Raw genomic sequence first — 20,330 nt, 5'->3', positions numbered from 1 at the left:
CTACTCGATGATCTCGGCGTCGATCACCTCGTCGTCGTCGGGGCCGCCCACGTCGCCACCGCCGGCGACGACGGGGACATCCGCCCGCTCCACCGTGAGCGTCTCCCCATCGGAGTCGAGCCCCACCACGACGTTGTCGCCATCGCGGACCTCGCCGGTGAGCAGCGCCCGCGCGAGCCGGTCGTCGATCTCGTGTTGCATCAGCCTGCGCAGCGGCCGCGCGCCGTAGAGCGGGTCGTAGCCGCGCTCGGCGAGCCACGCCCGCGCGTCAGGCGTGACGCCCAGCTCGAGGCGCCGGTCGTGCAGCCGGGCCGTCAGCCGGTCGATGTACAGGTTCACGATCTCGCCGAGCTCCTCCTCGGAGAGGGAGGAGAACACGACGATGTCGTCGAGCCGGTTCACGAACTCGGGCTTGAACGCCTGCCGCACGGTCTGCAGCACCGCCGCCTCCTTCTCGGGCCACGACAGCGACGGGTCGATGAGGTATTGCGACCCGAGGTTCGATGTGAGGATGAGGATCGTGTTGCGGAAGTCGACGGTGCGGCCCTGGCCGTCGGTCAGGCGTCCGTCGTCGAGCACCTGCAGCAGCACGTCGAACACCTCGGGATGCGCCTTCTCGACCTCGTCGAACAGGATCACCGAGTACGGGCGCCGCCGCACGGCCTCGGTGAGCTGGCCGCCCTGGTCGTACCCGACATAGCCGGGAGGCGCGCCGACGAGCCGCGACACCGAGAACTTCTCGCCGTACTCCGACATGTCGATGCGCACCATCGCGTGCTCGTCGTCGAAGAGGAACTCCGCCAGCGCCTTCGCCAGCTCGGTCTTGCCGACGCCGGTCGGCCCGAGGAACAGGAACGAGCCGGTCGGCCGGTTCGGGTCGCTGATGCCGGCACGCGAGCGGCGCACGGCATCGGCGACGGATGCCACGGCTCGCTTCTGGCCGATGAGGCGCTTGCCGAGCTCCGTCTCGAGGTGCAGCAGCTTCTCGGTCTCGCCCTGCAGCAGCTTGCCGACGGGGATGCCCGTCCACTGCGCGATGACCTGCGCGATGTCCTCCTCGGTGACCTGCTCGTTCACCATGCGACCTTCGTTCGCTGAGCCTGTCGAAGCGAGCGAAGCATCCGCCTGCTCCGCAGCCTCGAGGTCGCGCTCGAGCTGCTTGATCGTCTCGTACTCGAGCTTCGACGCCCGCGCGTAGTCGGCCTCGCGCATCGCGCGATCGCGCTCGGTGACCGCCTCATCAAGCTTCTTCTTCAGCTCACCGACACGGTTCAGGCCCATGCGCTCGCGCGCCCACCGCTCCTCGAGGGCGGCGAGCTCACGCTCGTGCTCGGTGAGCGTCTCGCGCAGCTTCGCGAGCCGCCCCTTCGACGCGTCGTCCTTCTCCTTCTTGAGGGCGAGCTCCTCGATCCTCATGCGGTCGACCTGGCGCTTCAGCTGATCGATCTCCACGGGGCTCGAGTCGATCTCCATCTTCAGGCGGCTCATGGCCTCGTCGATGAGGTCGATCGCCTTGTCGGGCAGCTGCCGGGCCGTGATGTAGCGATTGGAGAGGGATGCCGCGGCGACGAGCGCGGCATCCGAGATCGTGACCCCGTGGTGCGCCTCGTACCGCCCCTTCAGCCCACGGAGGATCGCGATGGTGTCTTCGACCGACGGCTCACCGACGTACACCTGCTGGAAACGGCGCTCGAGCGCGGCATCCTTCTCGATGTACTCGCGGTACTCGTCGAGCGTGGTCGCGCCGATGAGATGCAGCTCGCCGCGCGCGAGCATGGGCTTCAGCATGTTGGATGCCGCGACCGAGCCCTCGCCGCCGCCGGCCCCCATGAGCAGGTGCAGCTCGTCGACGAACGTGATGATCTCGCCCTCGGAGTCGTTGATCTCCTTGAGCACGGCCTTCAGCCGCTCCTCGAACTGGCCCCGGTACATGGCGCCGGCGACGAGCGCCGAGATGTCGAGCGCCACGAGCTGCTTGTGCTTCAGCGACTCGGCGACATCCCCCTCGACGATGCGCTGCGCGAGCCCCTCGACGACGGCCGTCTTGCCGACGCCGGCCTCGCCGATGAGCACCGGGTTGTTCTTCGTGCGCCGGGTCAACACCTGGCTGACCCGCCGGATCTCGGAGTCGCGACCGATCACCGGGTCGAGCTTGCCGGCCTTCGCGAGGTCGGTCAGGTTCACGCCGAACTGTTCCAGCGCCGACTTCTGCTCCTCTTGCGAGCCCGGCGCACCCTGCATGTTGGCCACGACATCCCTTCCTTCCCCCACCGATCACGCTAGACGGATGCCGCGGCCGCCGCCACCGACGCGCAATCGCGGCCGATTCGTGATCCACGGCATCGGGACACCTGCCGGCGCTCCGTGCAGAATGGAAGCAAGCCCCCGACACCGAGTGGATCCGCCGTGCGCAAGCGAACCGTCATCATCGTGTCGATCATCGCCGGGGTCGTGCTCCTCGGCGGCGTGGCCGCTGTCGCCGGCCCGATCGTGTACCGCGACCTCATCGTCGGCGAGGCCGAGGCGGTGCCGACGGTGACGGCCGCGCCCAGGGCCTCGGCCGGCGCGAGCGCGCGCGCGCTCGACCCGACCGAGCTCACCGGCGCGTGGACGGTGGCCGAGGGATCCTTCGCGGGCTACCGGGTCGACGAGGTGCTCAACGGCACGGATGTCACGGTCGTCGGGCGCACCGAGCAGGTGACCGGTTCGCTCGAGGTCGACGACCTCACGCTCACGACTGCCGAGTTCACCGTGGACGTCGCCTCGATCACCACCGACTCGAGTTCGCGTGACGCGTACTTCCGCGACAACGCGCTGCGCGTATCGCAGTACCCGACGGCGACGTTCGCGCTGACCGGACCGATCACCGCGGCGTCGGCACCGGTCGTGGGCGAGGTGCAATCCCTCACGGCCACGGGCGAGCTCACGATCGCAGAGGTGACCCGCGACGTGGCCGTCGACCTCGAGGCCGTGCTGAACGACGACGACGGCCAGGTGGCCGGCAGCATCCCGATCACCTTCGCCGACTTCGGCGTCGAGGCCCCGAGCCTGGGCTTCGTCCTGGTGGAGCCCGACGGCTTCGTCGAGTTCTCGCTCGTGATCGTTCCGGCGTGATCGGCGAAGGAGAGCCGGAACGCGCTGGTCCACCCTGCGGTCGGAATGCCCCGGGTCCACGACGGCGTTAGCCTCAGTGGGCCCACACGACAGGAGGACGGATGCCGCTCGAAGGAGAATACGCGCCGAGCACGTCGAGCTGGGCGCGCACGCAGGCCGAGGCGTTCGAGGCGTCGAACGGCGCGAAGTCGAACACCCTGCAGGGCAAGCCCATCGTCGTGGTGACGAATGTCGGTGCCAGGTCGAGCAAGCTGCACAAGACCGCGCTGATGCGCGTCGAGCGCGACGGCGAGTACGCCGTCGTCGGCTCGAAGGGCGGATCGAGGGAGCATCCGCGTTGGGTCTTCAACCTTCGTGCCCACCCGCACGTCGAACTGCAGGACGGCGCCGAGAAGCACGACTACGAGGCGCGAGAGACGTCGGGTCCAGAGCGCGATCTCTGGTGGGAGCGAGCGCTCGAGGTCTGGCCGGCCTACGCCGACTACCAGAAGAAGACCGACCGGGTGATCCCGGTGTTCGTGCTCACGCGCATCGCGCTCTGACGTCGCTCGCTGAGCCCGTCGAAGCGAGCTCACCGCGACCGGATTCCCTTCGACGGGCTCAGCGAACGGCGGCTCAGAGCCACCGCATGGTGAACGCCCGCGCGAGCAGCGCCCGCAGCGGCGGCACCCCGAGCACGCGCACGGCCGCGTTCCGCACACGGAGCCGCAACCCCGACGCCGGCGCGCCCATCGCCATGTTGAACGCCGCCTGCCGGATGGCGCGCGCGGCCGATGCGCGCCGCACGCGGTCGTAGGCGTCGAACGCCTCGAACGGCGCCCCCACCTTCAGGGCGGCCGCGAGATCGCGGTCGAGGCGCATCGCGTCGAGCCAGCCGAGGTTCATGCCCTGTCCGCCGATCGGGCTGATCTCGTGCGCGGCGTCGCCGGCGAGCGCGACGCGGCCCTGCGACATCCGCTCGGCCAGGTGCTGCCCGGCCTCGAACGCGCTCGGTGCGTCCGCGGCATCCGGGTCGAACGCGCCGCCGGTGCGCGAGCGCACGATCGTCGCGAGCGCGGCCGGCGTCGGTACGGCGGGCGGGCGCCGCACCCACGCGACCCAGCGGCGCTTCCCGCCGGGCATCGGGAACGACTCGACCACCCCCGCCGGCTCGAAGTGCAGCAGCGCCGCCGACGGTTCGCCGGTGTCGTCGCGCGTGTCGCCCATCAGGTAGTGCGCGCGGCCGCGACACTCCTTCCAGCCGATGCCGAGTCGGTCGCGGATGCCGCTGCGCACCCCGTCGGCCCCGACGGCGTACCGAGCGCTCACCGACACCGGCGCCCCGCCCGCGTCGCCCGTGACCTCGACGTGCCTGCCCCGATCGTGGATGGCGTGCACCTCCACCCCGCGGCGCAGCGCCCCGGGACGCAGCTCCCCGAGCCGGCGCTCGAGGAGCGCCTCGGTCTCGAGCTGCGGCAGCGAGAGCACGGTGCCCGCGCGTGCGAACGACATGGCGCCGAGCACGCGGCCCTCGCAGGTGACGCGTCCGCCGGTGATGGCGGCGGCGCGGCGGCGCACCTCGTCCTCGAGCCCTGCGGCGGCGAGCGCACGCAGCCCCGGCGGGTGGATGCCGATCGCACGCGAGCGCCCCGACCTGCCCGTGCGCCGCTCGAGCACGACGGCGTCGATGCCGCGGCGGGCGAGGAGGCATCCGAGCAGCAGGCCGACCGGGCCGCCGCCGACGATGACGACGTCGTGGCGCGGGTCGGGCGCGGGAGCGACCGGCTCAGGCATCCGCCGGCGTTCCTCGGTCGTCGAACCGTCGCAGATTGCGGGTGCGGCGATCGAGCACTCGCATGTTGCGACGGTTCGATGCCGCGTCGGGCGGGGGTACGGCCGGCTCAGCCATCCGCGTCCCAGATCACCTCGAGCCGCGACGGGAATCCGCGACGCACGCGCCACCCCGGCGGCAGCACGGCCGCGAGCTCGGCCGCCGTGTGGCTGCGGCGGATCGACGTGAGCCCGTCGGGGCGGATGTACGATCCCGCGAGCAGGTTGCGTGCGAATGGCAGCGTGCCCAGCCAGAAGCCGAGGTAGCCCGCCCGGCTGCGCTCGATGTCGCCGTGCACGGCGAGGCCCCCGCCGGCCGCGAGCCGCTCGGAGTCGGCGAGCAGGGCGCCGAACTCGTGCCCGTCGAGGTGGTGCAGCACGTGGTTCGACGTCACCACCTCGTACCGCTCGTCCGCGGCGGCGAGCTCGCGGCTGGTCTTGCGGCGCAGCACGAGACCCGGCTCCGACGGTTGACGGAGCACCCAGTCGAGGGCGCGCGAGTCGGGGTCGATCGCGGTGACCTCGAGGCGCAGCCCGTCGGCTCGGGCCCACCGGAGCAGCGCCCGCGGCAGGTCGGCGCCGCCCGTGCCGATATCGAGCACCCGCCGGGTCTCGCTCGCCGAGAGGCGCGGGCGGATCCACCGGGTGTACACCGCGCGCTGGTTCGACACGACCGCGTTCACGAGGCGGAACCGCTCGTACGTCTTCGCGAGCATCCCGGGGTCGGCACCCGGATCGTCCATGAGCTCGTGCGCGTCGGCATCGCGCTCTCGCAACCCGGTCACGTCCTGCCGCCCATCACGCCCGCCACCGCCCAGGCGCACGCACGAACACGCACCTCAGCCACGCACCGTCATCAGCGACGACTCGACGGTCAGCCCCGGGCCGAACGCCATCGCCGCGACACGGTCGCCGTCGGCGGCGGCATCCGAGTCGAGGATGTTCCGCATCACGAACATCACGGTCGCGCTCGACATGTTGCCGAAGTCGCGCAGCGTCTCGCGCGCGGGCAGGAGTTGCGCCTCGGTGAGCCGCAGCCGCGACTCGACCTTGTCGAGGATCGACCGCCCGCCCGGGTGGATCGCCCAGTGCTCGACGGCGCCGCTCGAGGCATCCGTCGCCAGGGCGTCGGCGAGCGCGGGATCATGCGCGAACAACGGCTGGAGGGCGCCGGTGATGTGCTCGTCGATGATCGACGGGATCGCGTTCGAGAGCACCATCTCGAAGCCGTGGTCGCCGATCTTCCACGCCATGTCGCCCTCGCCGTCGGGCGTGATGCGGGTCGCGAACCGGTCGAGGTCGAAGGCCCGCTCGCCCGGCTCGAGCGGCAGCGCGGTGACGATCCCCGAACCGGCGCCGTCGGCGAAGAGAGATGACGCGACGATCGTGTCGGGATCGTTCGACGAACGCAGGTGCAGCGTGCACAACTCGACCGAGACCACGAGCACGACGGCAGCGGCATCCGCTTCGCAGAGCTGCTTCGCGATGCGCAACGCGGGGATCGCCGCGTAGCAGCCCATGAACCCGAGGTGGTAGCGCTCGACGTCGGCGCCGAGGCCGAGGTCGCGGGCGATCACGTAGTCGGGGCCGGGCGCGTAGAACCCGGTGCACGACACGGTGATCACGTGCGTGATGTCGGATGCCTCGACGCCGGGCGTCGCGTCGATGGCCGCCCGGCCCGCATCGAGGTACATGGTCGTGGCGTGCTCGGCGTAGAGCTCGTTGCGCGCCTTCGTGCCGGGCAGCAGCAGCTCCATGCGGGCGATGTCGAAGAACACGGGTTCATCGGGACGCATGTCGCGGCTCAGCTCGGCGAGCACCGTGTGGCGGGTGTCGATGCCCGAGACGTTGAAGGAGGTGGCGACGATGCGCTGGGCCAGCCGGTTGAGCCCCGGCTGGCCGGCGAACACGTCGCGCACCTCCTCCTGGATGAGCACGGTGGGCGGAACCACGGTCGAGAGGCCCCTCAGCGCGACGGTCATGCCTCACCCTAGGCAGAGCGACGGATGCCGCAACAGGGGTCAGTTGTGAATTCGCGATGCGGCGGCATCCGTTCGCCGAGTGCTGACGGGGCTAGCCGAGCAGCTTCGCCTTCGCCGCGGCGAACTCGTCGTCGCTCAGGATCCCCTGCTCCTTCAGCGCGCTGAGCTTCTGCAGTTCGGCGACGAGGTCGACGCCGCCCGCCGGTGCGGCCGGCGCGGCCGGCGCGGCAGCGGGCGGTGCCGCGGCCTGCTGCGCCGCCTGCTGCTCCGCCACCGACTGCTGCGCCGCGGCCTGCATCTGCGCCTGCTGCTGCTGCGCCTCGTACTGCTGGGCCTCGTACTTCTGATCCGCCTTCTCCTGCTGGTGGCGCTGCACGCTGCCGCTCACCGCGGTGGCGGTGCCGGCGACGACAGCCGTACGGGCCGCCATGCCGATCAGTCCCGGTCGTCCGATTCTCCTGAGCATCTTCCTACTCCTGTTCTGCCTCGGCCATCGCGGCATTCACGACCGGCGCGGGAATGCGCTCGGTCTGGAGCACGACGCCGCCCGACTGGGCGAACCTCGACGCGAGGCGCTTCGCCCAGAGCAGCTCGACGGCGAGTAGTGCGCCCGACGTTCCGGGCGGAATGCCCTGCGCCAGCTCTGCCGCGTCTTCGTCGGCCACGAGCCCGATCGTCTCGATCTCCACGGCCTCGAAGCCGTAGTCGCCGCGGATCTCCTCGAACTCGGTGACCCGCACCCCGCCGTCGTGCTCGCGTGAGACCACGAGCAGGTCGAGCAGGCGGATCTCCCCGCCCTCGATGAGCTCCATGATCGCCTCGACCACGCTGGGATCCGGCCGGTCGCCCTCGAATCCGACGAGATACAGCTCCACCGGTCCGTACTCGAATTCCGTCATCAGTGTTCCTCCCCTGTGCTCGAACCTACTGTCTGACTCACTGTCTGGCCATGGCGATGCGCAGGCGCTCGTCGGGATCGATCAGGTGATCGTGATCGTCGTCGCCCGTGTCGATCTGCACCCAGTTGATCCTGCCCGTGAACCGGCTCGACTGCGGGGTGTAGTCGGCGCTGACGGGCGTGCCGGATTCGTAGCCGACATCGGTGGTCTCGTCGGCGGAGAAGACCATCGGCTGCGTGGCACCGACCCGGCCGGCGCCGACCTGATCGCCGTCGTAGTACAAGGTGACGTCGCCGCCCTTGGCCAGCCCGCCCCCGTCGTAGGCGAACTCCATGCGCACCTGATGCGTGCCCGCCGGAATGGGCCGATCGGCCTCGATCTCGAACGACTGGATGCCGAGCACGTTGTAGACGAACTTGGCCTTGTCGCCGCTGACGAAGACGCTCCACCCGCCGAAGCGGCCGCCCTGGGCGATGATCACGCCGTTCGCGCCGCCCTCGGGGATCTCGAGCTCGGCGGTGACCGAGAACGACTTGTTCTTGATGCTCACCACGCTGTTCTCCGAGAGCCGTCCCATACCGGCGAAGAGCAGCTGCGCGTTCCCGCGCACGAGGGTCGGCCGCCCCGCCAAGTCGGGATTCAGTCGTTCACCGGTGCGATCGTCGATCGGCAGCACGTTGTACTTGACCGCCTCGATCAGCCAGAGCCGCTGCAGCGCGTGCAGCTTCTCGGGCTGCTCGGCCGAGAGGTCGCGCGCCTGGCTGTAGTCGCTGCTGCCGTCGTAGAGCTCCCACACGTCGTCGTCGAATGCCGGGATGTTCGCCTCGGTCAGCAACCACGGCGTGCGGTGCTTGGTGACCGCACTCCAGCCCTTGTGGTACACCCCTCGGTTGCCGAACATCTCGAAGTACTGCAGGTCGTGGCGTTCTGCGGCATCCGCTTCATTGAAGCTGTACACCATGCTCGTGCCCTCCATGGGCGACTGCTGCACGCCGTTCACCATGGTGGGCTCGGGAAGCCCGGCCGCCTCGAGAATGGTGGGCGCCACGTCGATGACGTGCGTGAACTGCGACCGCAGCCCGCCCTTCTCGGTGATGCCCGCCGGCCAGTGCACGACCGTGCCGTTGCGGGTGCCGCCCCAGTGCGAGGCGACCTGCTTGGTCCACTGGAACGGCGTGTCCATCGCCCAGGCCCAGCCCACCGCGTAGTGGTTGTACGAACTCGGGGTGCCGAATTCGTCCATCTTCGAGCGCATGAACTCCGGCGTCTCGAGGGCGGCCATGCCGTTGAAGTTGGCCATCTCGTTGAAGGCGCCGTTGACGGTGCCCTCGGCGGATGCCCCGTTGTCGCCGATGATGTAGTAGATGATCGTGTTGTCGAGCACCCCGAGGTCTTCGATCGCGTCGATCACCCGCCCGACGTGGTGGTCGGTGTGCTCGAGGAAGCCCGCGTAGACCTCCATCTCGCGTTCGAGCACGGGCTTCAGCTCGTCGGGCATGTCGTCCCACGCGGGGATCGCGTCGTGCCGAGGCGTGAGTTCGGCGTCGGCGGGGATGACTCCGAGCTCTTTCTGCCGCGCGAACGTGCGCTCGCGCTGCACGTCCCAGCCGTGGGCGAACTCGCCCTTGTACTTCTCGGCCCATTCCGGCGGAACGTGGTGCGGCGCGTGGGTCGCGCCGGGCGCGAAGTACGCGAAGAACGGCTTGTCGGGCATGAGCGCCTTCTGCGTGCGGATCCAGCTGATGGCGTGATCGGCGAGGTCCTCGGTCAGGTGGTAGCCCTCCTCGGGCGTCGCCGGGGGCTCCACCGGCGTGGTGCCCTCGTACAGGGCCGGCTCCCACTGGTTGTTCTCGCCGCCGATGAAGCCGTAGAACGTCTCGAACCCGCCGCCGGCCGACGGCCACGCGTCGAACGGGCCCATCGGCGACGACTGCCACACGGGCACCTCGTGGCACTTGCCGAACTGCGCCGTCGAGTACCCGTTCAGCTTCAGCGTCATCGCGAGCGGCGCCTTCGTGTTCGGCCGCAGCGAGCTGTTGCCCGGCGCCGAGGTGGCGGTCTCGGTGATGCTGCCCATGCCGACCGAGTGGTGGTTCCGGCCGGTCAGCATCGCCTGGCGGGTCGGTGCGCACAGCGCGGTGGTGTGGAAGCGGTTGTACTTCAGCCCCCCGGCCGCGAGCTTCTCGGCGTTGGGCGTCGCGCACGGGCCGCCGAAGGCGCTGGACGCGCCGAAGCCCACGTCGTCGAGGAGCACGATCAGCACGTTCGGCGCACCCTCGGGCGGGCGCAGCGGCTCGATCGGCGGGTACGCCGTCTCGGGATCCTTCGCATCGTAGGTGGTGTGGCCGGGCGCGGGCCGATCCGGAATCGGCAGCATGGTGCGCGCGTGGCGATCAGGAGTCATGACGTTTCCCCTTGTCCAGTGTCGGCCGACGTGTCGTCGCGGCCGCGAACGGGGTCACGCTAACCGAGTGGGCACGCATCCGAATCATCCACATCGGGTGATCAGAAGCCCAGCACCCAGAGCAGGCCGAATCATCCGGTTGGGGTGATGCGTCGCCACCCGACAACGAGGAGCCTGAGCTGAACGCACCGACGTCGGTCGTCGTCGCGGGATCCGGGGGAGCGCATGAACGCCGAGACGTTCGAGATCATCGTCCGGGGCGAACTGGGCCCGAGGATCACCGACGAACTCGAAGGCTTCGCCGTGGTCTCATCCGAGTCGGGATCGACCCGTCTGCGCGGACTCGTGCCCGATCAGGCCCGACTCGTCGGCGTACTCGACCTGCTGCGCAGCCTGAACGTCGACATCGAATCGGTCACACACGTGCATGCGCCGTCGGGATGACCGGATCGAGCAGACCGAGCTCGCGCGCCCGTGCGATCGCCTCGCTCCGGCCCGTGACCCCGAGCTTCCGATAGATGTGCATCACGTGCGTCTTCAGCGTGTTCACCGACACGAAGCACAGCTTCGCGAGTTCAGCCGTGGTCGAGTGCCCGGGGAGATAGGCGAGGATCTCGAGTTCACGCTCAGTGAGCGGTTCGGGAAGCCCGGCGTTCGCGTCGCGCGGCTGCGCCTGCCGCCACCGCGACAGGATCGTCGCGGTGAGACCGCCGCGCACCGACGAGAGTTCTGCAATCAGGTCGAGGACGACGGGGTCGGTTCCGATGAAGACCTCGACGAGCCCGTCGGCCTCGGCCCGGTCGAGCGCCACGCCGATCTGCTCGAGGGCGACAGGATGTTCGCCACCGAGTTCGGCGGCCCATGCCAGCGCGATCGACCGCAGGATGTCGCCGCGCGGCCCCGCTTCGTCGAAGAGGTCATCCATCGTGGGGAGCATGAGCTGCGCGGGCTCGCGACGCCCGAGCGCGAGTGAGGCGGCGACCGTCTCGAAGGCGAGATCAGCCGACGTGGGAGGGGCGCCGCCGCGCAGACGCAGCGCCTCCTCACTCCTCCCGGTGCGACGGAGCACCGACATGTGCAGCGCCACGATCCGGTCGAGGATCACCGGCGCCGGCGCGGAGGCGGTGTCGTGTGTGGAGAGATCGACGAGCTCGAGCGCCTCGTAGGGCCGGCCATCGGCAACGGCCAGGAGCGCCTGCAAGTACCACGAGATCCACATCAGCTGCGTGCGGTGGTTGGACTCGGCGCGGATCATCCCGTTCCGGAGCGGCGCAGCAGCGGCATCCGGAAGTCCGCGCTCGTACGCCAGCATCGCCTCGGCGAAATACGCGTCGGCGGCGATCGGATGCGTCGGCAGGCCGCTCGACGCCGCGGTCTCGAGGGCTTCGGCAACGAGACGTTCTGCATCGCTCGCACGACCGCACCAGATGCGCAGCAGGGCGAGCGAGCCGAGGAGCCCGACTCGGAACGGCGGATAGGCGATGCCTTCGGTGCCGAGAGTGCGCATCATCCATTCATCGGCTCGGGCGAGGTTCCCGGCGAAGAACTGGGAGCGGCCGCCTGAGCCCATCGCCACGGTCGTCAGAAGTTCCGGCGTCGTAAGATGCATGAGATCGGGGAACTCGGCTCCGGGATCGGACTCCAGCAACGCGAGCGAGCGCTCGGTGGCGCGGATGGTCTCAGCCGGATGGGGGTTCCACTGCGCGGTCGCCGAGATCCACGAATGGGCGATGATGCGCTGCCCGACGGTGACTCGCGGATCGTTCGCCACCCTGGTCAGCGTATCCACGGCGCGCGCGGCCTCGCCCCGCATCCCGACCAGCACGCCGAACTCGAGTGCCACATCGAGCCGGTCGTTCCGGATCGCCTCGGGAACGGTGGAGATCCAGCGGATCACCGTATTCATCTCGCCTCGCTCGAAGACATCGCTTCCGCGCGTCATGATCGCGTCGAGCGCGCGATCCCAGTCGCGCGCACGGAGCAGGTATTCGACCGCCGGCGCCGGCTCCCCGTGTGCGAGATGGAATTCCGCTGCGCGACCCAGCAGCCTGGCCTCCTCCCCCGGCTCCTCCGCGTGAAGGTGGTGCCGCAGCAGATCTCGGAACAGGTGATGGAACCGGAACTGCTCACGGTGGGCATCCAGGGCGACGATGAACATCGACTCGCGTTCGAGGCGCTCGAAGAGCCCCTGTGCGTCGGATCGCTCGAGCACATGGTCGACGAGGTCGGCCGTCATCGAGTCGAGCGGCGACATCCGGAGCAGGATGGCTCGATCCGGCTCGGCGATCGCAGCGAGAACCTCCTCTGCCAGGTAGTCGGCGATGAGCCGGTCGGTGCCGCCGAACTCGGTGACGAAGCCCTCGGCGTCGGGATGAAGCCTGAGCGTGAGACCAGCCAGCTGCAACCCCGCGGCCCACCCTTCGGTTCGGGTGATGAGCACGTGGAGGACCTCCACGGGGATGTCGCGACGGCTCACGCTGGTGAGAAGTTCCGCCCCCTCCTCCTCGGACATGGACAGGTCGGACTGCCGGATCTCGAGAAGCTGGTTCCGCAGACGCAACCTGCTCCACGGAATCGGAGGATCCACGCGCGTCGACATGACCACGTGCACGTTCGGCGGCAGGCCGGCGACGAGCCGACCGAGATCGTCGAGCAGCCGTGTGCTGGAGAGGTGGTGCAGATCGTCGAGCACCAGCACGAGATCGGGAAACGACTCCAGCTCCACCTGCAACGCATCCAGCAGCGGTCGCCCGAGCCCGCCGGCGCTCAACGCCGACAAGTGGGTCAGCGCCATCACCTCGGGTCGCACCGTCGCGAGCGCTGCAAGCAGCCTGCGCGAGAATCGCACCGGGTCAGCGTCTGCCGCATCGACTTCGAGCCAGACGAAGGCGAGCTCGGGATGCGCCGCCGCCCACTGATTCAGCAGCACTGTCTTGCCCGCGCCCGCCTGCGCGACGACCAGGGTCAGTGGAAGCGACAGCGCAGCATCCAGTCGACGCCTCAGCGCCGGCCGGTCGACCAGGTATTCGGATGACAGGTGTTCGGCCACTCGCGCCCCCACGGGCAGTTCACGATGCTCCCCTCGGTCAGTATGGCACCACCCGAAGCACGCGACTACGCGTGACGAGCCCCCAGAACGCGGGCCTCATGCCGGCGTGACGCAGCATCATCCGATCGGGGTGATGCGCACCCGAACGCCGCGCAATAGCTTTCGAGCGAGCGGGCGTGACCTGCACACCCACGATCGGAAGGAAGCGCCGTGAACAACTTCTGGGATTTCCTCGTCTGGCTGTTCTGGTTCTACATCCTGATCGCCTGCATCTGGATCTTCATCACGGTGATCATCGACATCTTCAGGGATCACACCCTCAACGGCTGGGCGAAGGCGCTGTGGGTGCTGTTCCTCGTGATCCTTCCGTTCCTCGCCGCGTTCATCTACCTGATCGCGCGTGGCCGCGGCATGGCGGAGCGGAGCGCCGCCACGCAGCGTGAACAGCTGGACGAAACGTCGGACTACATCCGCTCGGTCGCCGGCACGACGACGTCGGCGACCTCCGAGATCGAATCGGCGAAGCGGTTGCTCGACTCGGGCGCGATCACCCAGGCCGAATTCGACACCCTCAAGGCCAACGCCCTTCGCACGCCGGCCTGACGGGCGGCACGGCGGGCTGGGCAACGACACGACCCTCGGATCGGAGACGCTCTCGTGTGGAGGTACAGGCGAGTGGTACGTCCCGACACCGAGGATGACCGGGCATCGATGGACGACGCGAGGTCGGGGGGCCATCGCAACGCGTTCATCATGCTCGGGCTCGGGGGCGCGGTCGTCGCGGCGTTCGGCATCTCCGCCGCCGCGGCGATCGTCGCCCCCGTGTTCTTCGCCCTGGTGCTCACGATCTGCGTGCACCCGCTCCGCGTCGCACTCGAACGGCGGGGGGTGCCGCGCGGCCTCGCCACCGGCTCGGTGATCGTCGCCGTCACGTTGCTGCTCCTCGCGTTCGGCTACGCCGTGCTCGTCGCGTTCGGCCAGTTCGCGACCCTCCTGCCCCAGTTCGCCGATGAGATCCGCGAGTGGGGTTCCGACGTCGCCGCCTGGCTCGGGTCTCTCGGCATCGGCGCCGACGGCGTCGAGTCGATGTTCGCCGACTTCGACCCGTCAACGCTGGTCACCTTCGTCGGCGGCCTCGTCGGCGGCCTCGCCGGCGTGACGTCGGCATTGGTCATCATCTTCACGATGCTGCTGCTCATGGCGATGGATGCCGGCTACCTGCCCACCCTCCTCCGTCAGACCACGCCGCACCGCCCGTTGCTCGTCACCGCCTTGACAGGTTACTCGCACAACGTCCGCCGGTACATGGTGGTCACCACCGTGCTCGGCCTCGCACAGGGTGCCGTGAACTGGCTGGCCCTCGTGCTGCTCGGTGTGCCGGGCGCGTTCATCTGGGGCCTCTTGGCGTTCCTCTGCAGCTTCATCCCGAACATCGGCTACTTCATCGCGATCATCCCGCCGATCATCTTCGGCGGCCTCGTCGGCGGCTGGCCGACCGTCATCGCCGTGATCGTCGTGTACGCGCTCATCAACGCGGTGATCCAGTCGATCATCCAGCCCAGGGTGGTCGGCAACGCGGTCGCGTTGAGTCAGACGATCACGTTCTTCTCGGTGCTCCTCTGGGCCGTCGTGCTCGGCCCGATCGGCGCGATCCTCGCCATCCCGCTGACGCTCCTCCTGCGCGTGGTGTTCGTCGATTCGAATCCGGCGGTGGCCTGGGTTCGCCCGCTGCTCGGAGAGCTCGACGAGACCAAGGCGCTCATCGCAGAGTCGGATGCCGCGGCCAAAGCAGCTCGCACGGCCCGGCGCGCGTCAGCAGCATCCGAATGATCTCAGGTGCCCGTCATGGATGCCGCGACTGATCGAGTGGGGAAGTCCCGCTCATGACCACCGTGCCGACGGGTGTCCCGGCACGCTCCCGTGCGGTCCTGCCGCTCGCGATCGCGCAGTTCATCATGGTGCTCGACAGCTCGGTGATGAGCGTGTCGATCAGCCAGCTCGTCGAGGAGTTCGACACGACCGTCTCGACGATCCAACTCGCGATCACGCTCTACGCCCTGGTGATGGCCGCCCTCATGCTCACGGGCGGCAAGCTGGGCGACCTGTACGGCCGGCTCCGGATGTTCCGGATCGGGCTCGTGATCTACGGGATCGGTTCCCTGATCACGGCTCTCGCGCCGACCGTCGGCGTGCTCATCGCCGGCTGGTCGTTCATCGAGGGTGCAGGGGCGGCTCTCGTCCTGCCGGCACTCGCGGCACTCGTTGCCGGGAGCTATCCCGACGGCGCCGCCCGGGCGCGGGCGTACGGTCTCATCGGCGGCGTCGCCGGGGCGGGCATCGCCATCGGCCCGCTGCTCGGCGGATGGCTGACGACGGAGTACTCCTGGCGCTGGGTGTTCGCGGGCGAGGTCGTGTTCGTCGTGTTCGTGATCGCGGTGAGCGGCTGGATCACCGAGGACCGCGCGTCGCTCCGGCGCTTCCGTCTCGACGTCGTCGGGGCGCTGCTCTCGGCCTCCGGACTGGCGCTCATCGTCATCGGCGTACTGCAGAGCGGGGTGTGGGGCTGGATCCAGCCGCGGCAGTCGCCGATCACGCCGTTCGGGTTCTCCCTCACCCCCTTCGTGGTCGGCGGAGGATTGCTCGTGCTCTGGGGTTTCGCCGCGTGGGAGCGACGGGTCGCACGACGCGGCGGGACGCCGCTCCTCGACCTGCGGAACCTCGGTATCCCCGCACTCAGGGCCGGTCTCGCGAGCCTGCTCGCGCAGAACTTCGTGCTCCTCGGCCTCTTCTTCGCCATTCCGCTGTACCTGCAGGTCACCCAGGGATTCGACGCGTTCGAGACCGGCCTCAGGCTGCTGCCGACCTCGATCGCGATGCTCGTCGCCGCCGCACTCGGGGCACGCTTCGGTCAGCCGTTCGGGGCGCGGACCGTCACGCGCGCCGGGCTGGGCACGATCTGCCTGGCCTGCGTCGTGCTGCTCACCACGATCGACCCCGAGCTCTCAGGGGTGCCGTTCGCGATCGGGATGGCTCTACTGGGGCTCGGCACCGGGCTCCTCGCATCGCAGCTCGGCAACGTCGTGCAGTCGGCGGTCGAACCCGAGGCCCGCAGCGAGGCGGGCGGCCTGCAGTACACCGCGCAGAACCTCGGCTCCTCGCTCGGGACCGCACTCGTGGGAGCGCTCATGGTCGGCGCACTTGCTGCCGGCGTGACCTCGCTCATCGCGGCCGACCCCGACCTCGAGTCATCCGTCGCCGAGCAGGCGACCGTGCGCGTCTCCCAGGGCATCGAGTACCTCCCGCCCGCGCAGGCTGAGGAAGCGCTCCTCGCGGCGGAAGTTCCCGAAGACCAGGTCGACGACCTCATCGAGAGCTACGCGAGCGCCCAGCTCGCGGGCGTGAAGATCGGCATCCTCGTGTGCGCGGCCGCCACAGTGCTGGCCCTGCCGGCGACCCGCCGCCTCCCCGGCCGGTCGTCCGCAGCCGAGGGTCGGCCGGAGCAGGACGAGGTCGGCTTGCGGCCCTGAGGTCCCGCTCCCGGCTCCCAGAGAACGCTCCAGGGCGAGGTTCTCCACCCGATCAGAGGGTTCGTTCCGTTCCCCGGTCGCCGCTCAGTCGGCGCAGCACCCGCAGCTCCGCGTCGGGCTCGACGAGCAGCGCGCGAACCAGCAGGGTGAGCGGGATCGACAGGATCGCCCCGATCGGCCCGATCACGAACGCCCAGAACACGACCGAGAAGAACGACAGGGTCAGGCTGAGGTCGACGGCGTCGCTCACGAACTTCGGCTGCACGAGCACCTGCAGCGTCACGTTGATGACGCTGTAGGCGAGCACCACCACGAGCGCGAGCGGCCACCCGCCGACGACGAGCGCGAGCACGGCGGGCGGGATGAGCCCGAGCACGAACCCGATGTTCGGCACGAAGTTCGTGACGAACGCGAGGATCGCCCACACGATCGGGATCGGGATGCCCAGGGCCCAGAGCAGCAGGCCGTCGAGCACCGCCACGATCGCACCGAAGCTCGCGTTCACCACGTAGTACCGGCGCACGCCGCTGAAGTAGCGACTCCCGATGCGGTCGGCGCGGGGGCTGCCGAACACGCGGTCGAGGCGGCCGAAGCGCGCGGCATCCGCGGCCATGAAGATGACGTAGGCCAGCACGAAGAAGAAGGCCGCCGCGAGCCCGAGCACCGCATTGGCGATCCCCGTGGCGACCCCCACCAGCGTCTCCGGGTCGAGCATCGATGAAGTGGCGTCGGATGCCTCATCCGCGAGCCCCATCGACGCGAGCGTGTCGGTGACGGATGCCGCGGCGGCCCGCAGCTCGTCGGCGTAGTCGGGCAGCATCAGGGCGAACTGCGCCGACGCGAACAGCAGCAGCGCAGCGAGGCTCGCGAGGATCAGGTAGGCGAGCACGATGACAATGGTGGTCGCGACCCAGCGGGGCCATCCGCGCCGCTCCAGCGGGTGCCGGACGGGATGGGAGATGATCACCACGACCGCGGCGACCGCGACTGGCGCGAGCACGTCGCGGGCCAGCCACACGCCGCCGAAGACGACGACCGCCGCGGCGAGCGTCAGAAGCACGCGCGTGCCGTGCGCGAGGCCGGGTCGCGGCGCAGGCGCATCGCTCGCGACATCCGTCGCCGGAGCATCCGCAGCCGGCTCGTCCATGTCAGAAGCTCCCGATGCCCTTGCCGATGACGACCACGCCGATCACGAGCAGCAGCACGGCCATGACCGTCGCGTTGTTGTGCATCAGCCAGCCGCGAAGCGACTCGAGCGGCGCTGCCATGCGAGCGGATGCCACGAGGTAGGCGATCACGGGAACCGCCACCGAGCACGCCGCTATGAGCGTGAAGACGACGATCGCGACCGTCGACTCGCCGGCGCTGAGCCCACCGGTGCCGATGGTGACGCCCGCGCCGATCGCCATCAGCAGGTTCTTCGGGTTCACCGCCGAGAGCAGGAACCCGAGCACGAACCCGCGCCCGGCCGTCATGGTGTCGATGGCGGCCATCCACTTGGGCAGGGCGGCTTCTTCCCCGGGCTTCGGGCGGGTCCGCCACTGCCGGGCGGCGAGGAACAGCAGGCCCGCGCCGAGCAGGAGCTTGATGACGCCCGAGACAGGGTTCGAGGCATCCGGATCCTGCTCGGGAATGATGCCGCTGAGCAGCGTGAACAGCACGACGGCGACGACGATGCCGAGCACCCACCCGATGAGGAAGCCGACGCTCGTGCCCCTCGCCATCGGCGACAGCAGCATGAGGATCGCGGCGATGATCGGGATCGGGCTGACCGCGATGCCGAGCGCGAGGGGGAGGATGTCGCCGATGACGGAGTTCATGATGCTATCCCTTCTCGACGGCGGCGCCCTCGGGGTTCACGAGCGCGACGATCGCTGCCCGGTTGGTCTCGTAGGCCTGCCGGTCGCCGAGGAGACCGAGCTCGACCAGCCGCGTCCGCATCTCCGGCCGAACACGGCTGAAGCCGAGCTCGATCCCATGCCGGTCGAGCCACGCGAGCAGGGCCTCGAAGGTCTCGGCGCCCGTGACGTCGAGGTCGGTGACGGCCTCCATGTCGATCACGACGTGTCGCACGGGCCCGTGCCCCGCGGCATCCGCTGCCCCGACCGCGCGCTTCACGGCGTCGGCGAACACGCTGCCGTTCGCGAAGAAGAGCGGGGCGGCGAGGCGGATCACGACGATGCCCGGCGCGGTGACGGCACCCGACGGCGCCTCGTCGAGGAGGGAGTCGGTCGGCTCGCCGCTGGTCGCCAGCACGTCGATCGCGGGGTTCGCCGCGCGCTCGGCGAGGTTGACGAGCGCGAGCACGAACGCCACGAGGATTCCGGGAATCGCGCCGATGAACAACGTGACGAGGAAACACGCCGCGCCGACCACGAACTCGAACCGGTCCTGACGCCACAGTGCGGCGAACTCCCGCACGCCGAGAAGCGGCAGGATGGCGACGCCCACGATGGCGCCGATCGCCGGGGAGGGGATGTCGGCCAGCAGCGCCGTTCCGAAGAGCAGGAGCAGGAGTGTGCCGGCCGCGAGCACCAGCGACGGCAGTTGGGTGCGAGAACCCGCCTGGTCCATCGCGGCGGTGCGCGAGGTGGACGAGCCGACGGCGAAGCTCGCGCTCGCGCCGGCGGCGATGTTGCCGAGGCCGAAGGCGAACAGGTCCCGGTTCGGGTTCGTCGGGTAGGCGCGCTTCTCACCGTACGATCGCGAGACGAGCAGGCCCTCGGCGGTGGTCACGAGCGTGAGCGCCATCGCCGAGGGGATGAGCATGAGCCACGTCGTCCAGTCGATGATCGGCCACGTGATCGCCGGGGGGCCGGCCGGGACGGCACCGAGCACGTCGACGCCCGCGTCGTCGAGGTCGGCGATCACCACGGCGATCGTGGCGAGGACGAGTACGACGAGCGCCCAGGGCACCACGGCGAGGAACCGCTTGCCGAGGAGCAGGATCGCCACCGAGATCGCCGAGATGGCGAGCGAGACGAGGTTCGTGGTGCCGAGGCCGGTCACGAGGCCGACGACCTTGTCGACGAACTCGCCGCCCGAGTCGATCTTCACGCCGAGCATCTTCGCCACCTGGCTGACGAGGATGTCGAGGGCGAGGCCGCCGACGAAGCCGACCAGGATCGGCTTGGAGAGGAAGTTGGCGAGGAAGCCGAGCTTGAGCACGGCCAGCGCGATGAACAGGATGCCGCAGATGATCGCCTGCGCCATCGCCAGCGTCGCATAGTCGGCACTGCCCGCGGCGGCGAGGCCGCCGATCGACGACGCGACGAGCGCGGCCGCCGCGGCATCCGGTGACGCGACGACCTGGCGGCTCGACACGACCAGGGCGTAGACCACGGTGGGAACGATGAGCGCGTAGAGTCCGGCCGTCGGCGGCAGTCCGGCGATCTGGGCGTACCCGATGTTCAAGGGGATGGCGATCGCGAGCAGCGTCACCCCCGCCGTCAGCTCCCTGACCAGATTCCGACGCGTCAGTCCTGCCAGCGGTGGCGTCATCGGTGTTCCCTCCTGATACCGGTGGCCTCGGCGCAGTGCTCGATA

General features: G+C 69.6%; 17 protein-coding genes. 6 read left to right on the top strand and 11 right to left on the bottom strand.

Annotation, left to right across the window (positions count from 1 at the left end; all coding sequences use genetic code 11):
• Window positions 1–2,241 carry an ATP-dependent Clp protease ATP-binding subunit gene (locus tag ACFWN7_RS09365; RefSeq protein WP_376938594.1) on the bottom strand — a complete coding sequence of 747 codons (2,241 nt, stop codon included), beginning with the start codon at window positions 2,239–2,241 and terminating at the stop codon, window positions 1–3.
• A gap of 165 nt (window positions 2,242–2,406) precedes the next feature.
• Between ACFWN7_RS09365 and ACFWN7_RS09360 the strand changes: the two genes are divergently transcribed.
• Entirely contained in the window at window positions 2,407–3,114 is a 708-nt protein-coding gene (locus ACFWN7_RS09360) for a YceI family protein (protein WP_376938539.1), read from the top strand.
• Between the two features lie 101 nt (window positions 3,115–3,215).
• The gene (locus ACFWN7_RS09355; protein WP_376938538.1) at window positions 3,216–3,656 is read left to right on the top strand and encodes a nitroreductase family deazaflavin-dependent oxidoreductase; all 441 of its coding nucleotides are present in this window, start codon (window positions 3,216–3,218) and stop codon (window positions 3,654–3,656) included.
• 73 nt (window positions 3,657–3,729) lie between these two features.
• On the opposite strand, the gene ACFWN7_RS09350 is transcribed toward ACFWN7_RS09355, so the two are convergent.
• From ACFWN7_RS09350 to ACFWN7_RS09325, 6 genes are all read right to left on the bottom strand, one after another.
• A complete protein-coding gene (locus ACFWN7_RS09350; protein WP_376938537.1) occupies window positions 3,730–4,887 on the bottom strand; it encodes an FAD-dependent oxidoreductase in 1,158 nt (385 codons plus the stop codon).
• Window positions 4,888–4,994: 107 nt separating this feature from the next.
• Window positions 4,995–5,708, bottom strand: coding sequence for a methyltransferase domain-containing protein (locus ACFWN7_RS09345; protein WP_376938536.1), 714 nt, complete (start codon window positions 5,706–5,708; stop codon window positions 4,995–4,997).
• A 54-nt stretch (window positions 5,709–5,762) separates the two neighbouring features.
• Window positions 5,763–6,905, bottom strand: a complete 1,143-nt coding sequence (locus ACFWN7_RS09340; RefSeq protein ID WP_376938535.1) for a type III polyketide synthase — start codon at window positions 6,903–6,905, stop codon at window positions 5,763–5,765.
• A 91-nt stretch (window positions 6,906–6,996) separates the two neighbouring features.
• Window positions 6,997–7,371, bottom strand: a complete 375-nt coding sequence (locus ACFWN7_RS09335) for an SHOCT domain-containing protein (protein ID WP_376938534.1) — start codon at window positions 7,369–7,371, stop codon at window positions 6,997–6,999.
• A 4-nt stretch (window positions 7,372–7,375) separates the two neighbouring features.
• Window positions 7,376–7,804, bottom strand: coding sequence for a DUF6325 family protein (locus ACFWN7_RS09330; protein ID WP_376938533.1), 429 nt, complete (start codon window positions 7,802–7,804; stop codon window positions 7,376–7,378).
• Between the two features lie 37 nt (window positions 7,805–7,841).
• On the bottom strand, window positions 7,842–10,208 hold the full coding sequence (locus tag ACFWN7_RS09325; RefSeq protein WP_376938532.1) for a sulfatase-like hydrolase/transferase: 2,367 nt from the start codon (window positions 10,206–10,208) through the stop codon (window positions 7,842–7,844).
• 225 nt (window positions 10,209–10,433) lie between these two features.
• Between ACFWN7_RS09325 and ACFWN7_RS09320 the strand changes: the two genes are divergently transcribed.
• Window positions 10,434–10,652, top strand: coding sequence for a hypothetical protein (locus tag ACFWN7_RS09320; protein ID WP_376938531.1), 219 nt, complete (start codon window positions 10,434–10,436; stop codon window positions 10,650–10,652).
• Here the strand turns inward: ACFWN7_RS09320 and ACFWN7_RS09315 are convergent.
• Complete coding sequence (locus ACFWN7_RS09315) at window positions 10,624–13,257, bottom strand: LuxR C-terminal-related transcriptional regulator (RefSeq protein WP_376938530.1); 2,634 nt, start codon at window positions 13,255–13,257, stop codon at window positions 10,624–10,626. The two genes, ACFWN7_RS09320 and ACFWN7_RS09315, sit on opposite strands and share 29 nt — an antisense overlap.
• A gap of 210 nt (window positions 13,258–13,467) precedes the next feature.
• Here ACFWN7_RS09315 and ACFWN7_RS09310 point away from each other — a divergent pair, with 210 nt between their 5' ends.
• The 3 genes from ACFWN7_RS09310 (at window position 13,468) to ACFWN7_RS09300 (ending at window position 16,784) form a co-directional block, all read left to right on the top strand.
• Window positions 13,468–13,860 (top strand): SHOCT domain-containing protein, encoded by a 393-nt coding sequence (locus ACFWN7_RS09310; RefSeq protein ID WP_376938529.1) that lies wholly within the window; start codon window positions 13,468–13,470, stop codon window positions 13,858–13,860.
• 72 nt (window positions 13,861–13,932) lie between these two features.
• Window positions 13,933–15,087 (top strand): AI-2E family transporter, encoded by a 1,155-nt coding sequence (locus ACFWN7_RS09305; RefSeq protein ID WP_376938528.1) that lies wholly within the window; start codon window positions 13,933–13,935, stop codon window positions 15,085–15,087.
• A 53-nt stretch (window positions 15,088–15,140) separates the two neighbouring features.
• A complete protein-coding gene (locus tag ACFWN7_RS09300; protein WP_376938527.1) occupies window positions 15,141–16,784 on the top strand; it encodes an MFS transporter in 1,644 nt (547 codons plus the stop codon).
• Between the two features lie 52 nt (window positions 16,785–16,836).
• On the opposite strand, the gene ACFWN7_RS09295 is transcribed toward ACFWN7_RS09300, so the two are convergent.
• From ACFWN7_RS09295 to ACFWN7_RS09285, 3 genes are read right to left on the bottom strand one after another with little or no spacing between them, the layout of a single operon-like run.
• Complete coding sequence (locus tag ACFWN7_RS09295; RefSeq protein WP_376938526.1) at window positions 16,837–17,931, bottom strand: AI-2E family transporter; 1,095 nt, start codon at window positions 17,929–17,931, stop codon at window positions 16,837–16,839.
• A 1-nt stretch (window position 17,932) separates the two neighbouring features.
• The gene (locus ACFWN7_RS09290; RefSeq protein WP_376938525.1) at window positions 17,933–18,604 is read right to left on the bottom strand and encodes a GAP family protein; all 672 of its coding nucleotides are present in this window, start codon (window positions 18,602–18,604) and stop codon (window positions 17,933–17,935) included.
• Window positions 18,605–18,608: 4 nt separating this feature from the next.
• On the bottom strand, window positions 18,609–20,285 hold the full coding sequence (locus tag ACFWN7_RS09285) for a SulP family inorganic anion transporter (protein WP_376938524.1): 1,677 nt from the start codon (window positions 20,283–20,285) through the stop codon (window positions 18,609–18,611).
• Window positions 20,286–20,330: the final 45 nt, after the last annotated feature.

This window comes from Agromyces sp. NPDC058484 (genome assembly GCF_042720415.1).
Taxonomy (GTDB): Bacteria; Actinomycetota; Actinomycetes; order Actinomycetales; family Microbacteriaceae; genus Agromyces.
Note: the sequence above shows the minus strand (reverse complement) of the source record. Positions and strands in the feature narration are given on the sequence as shown.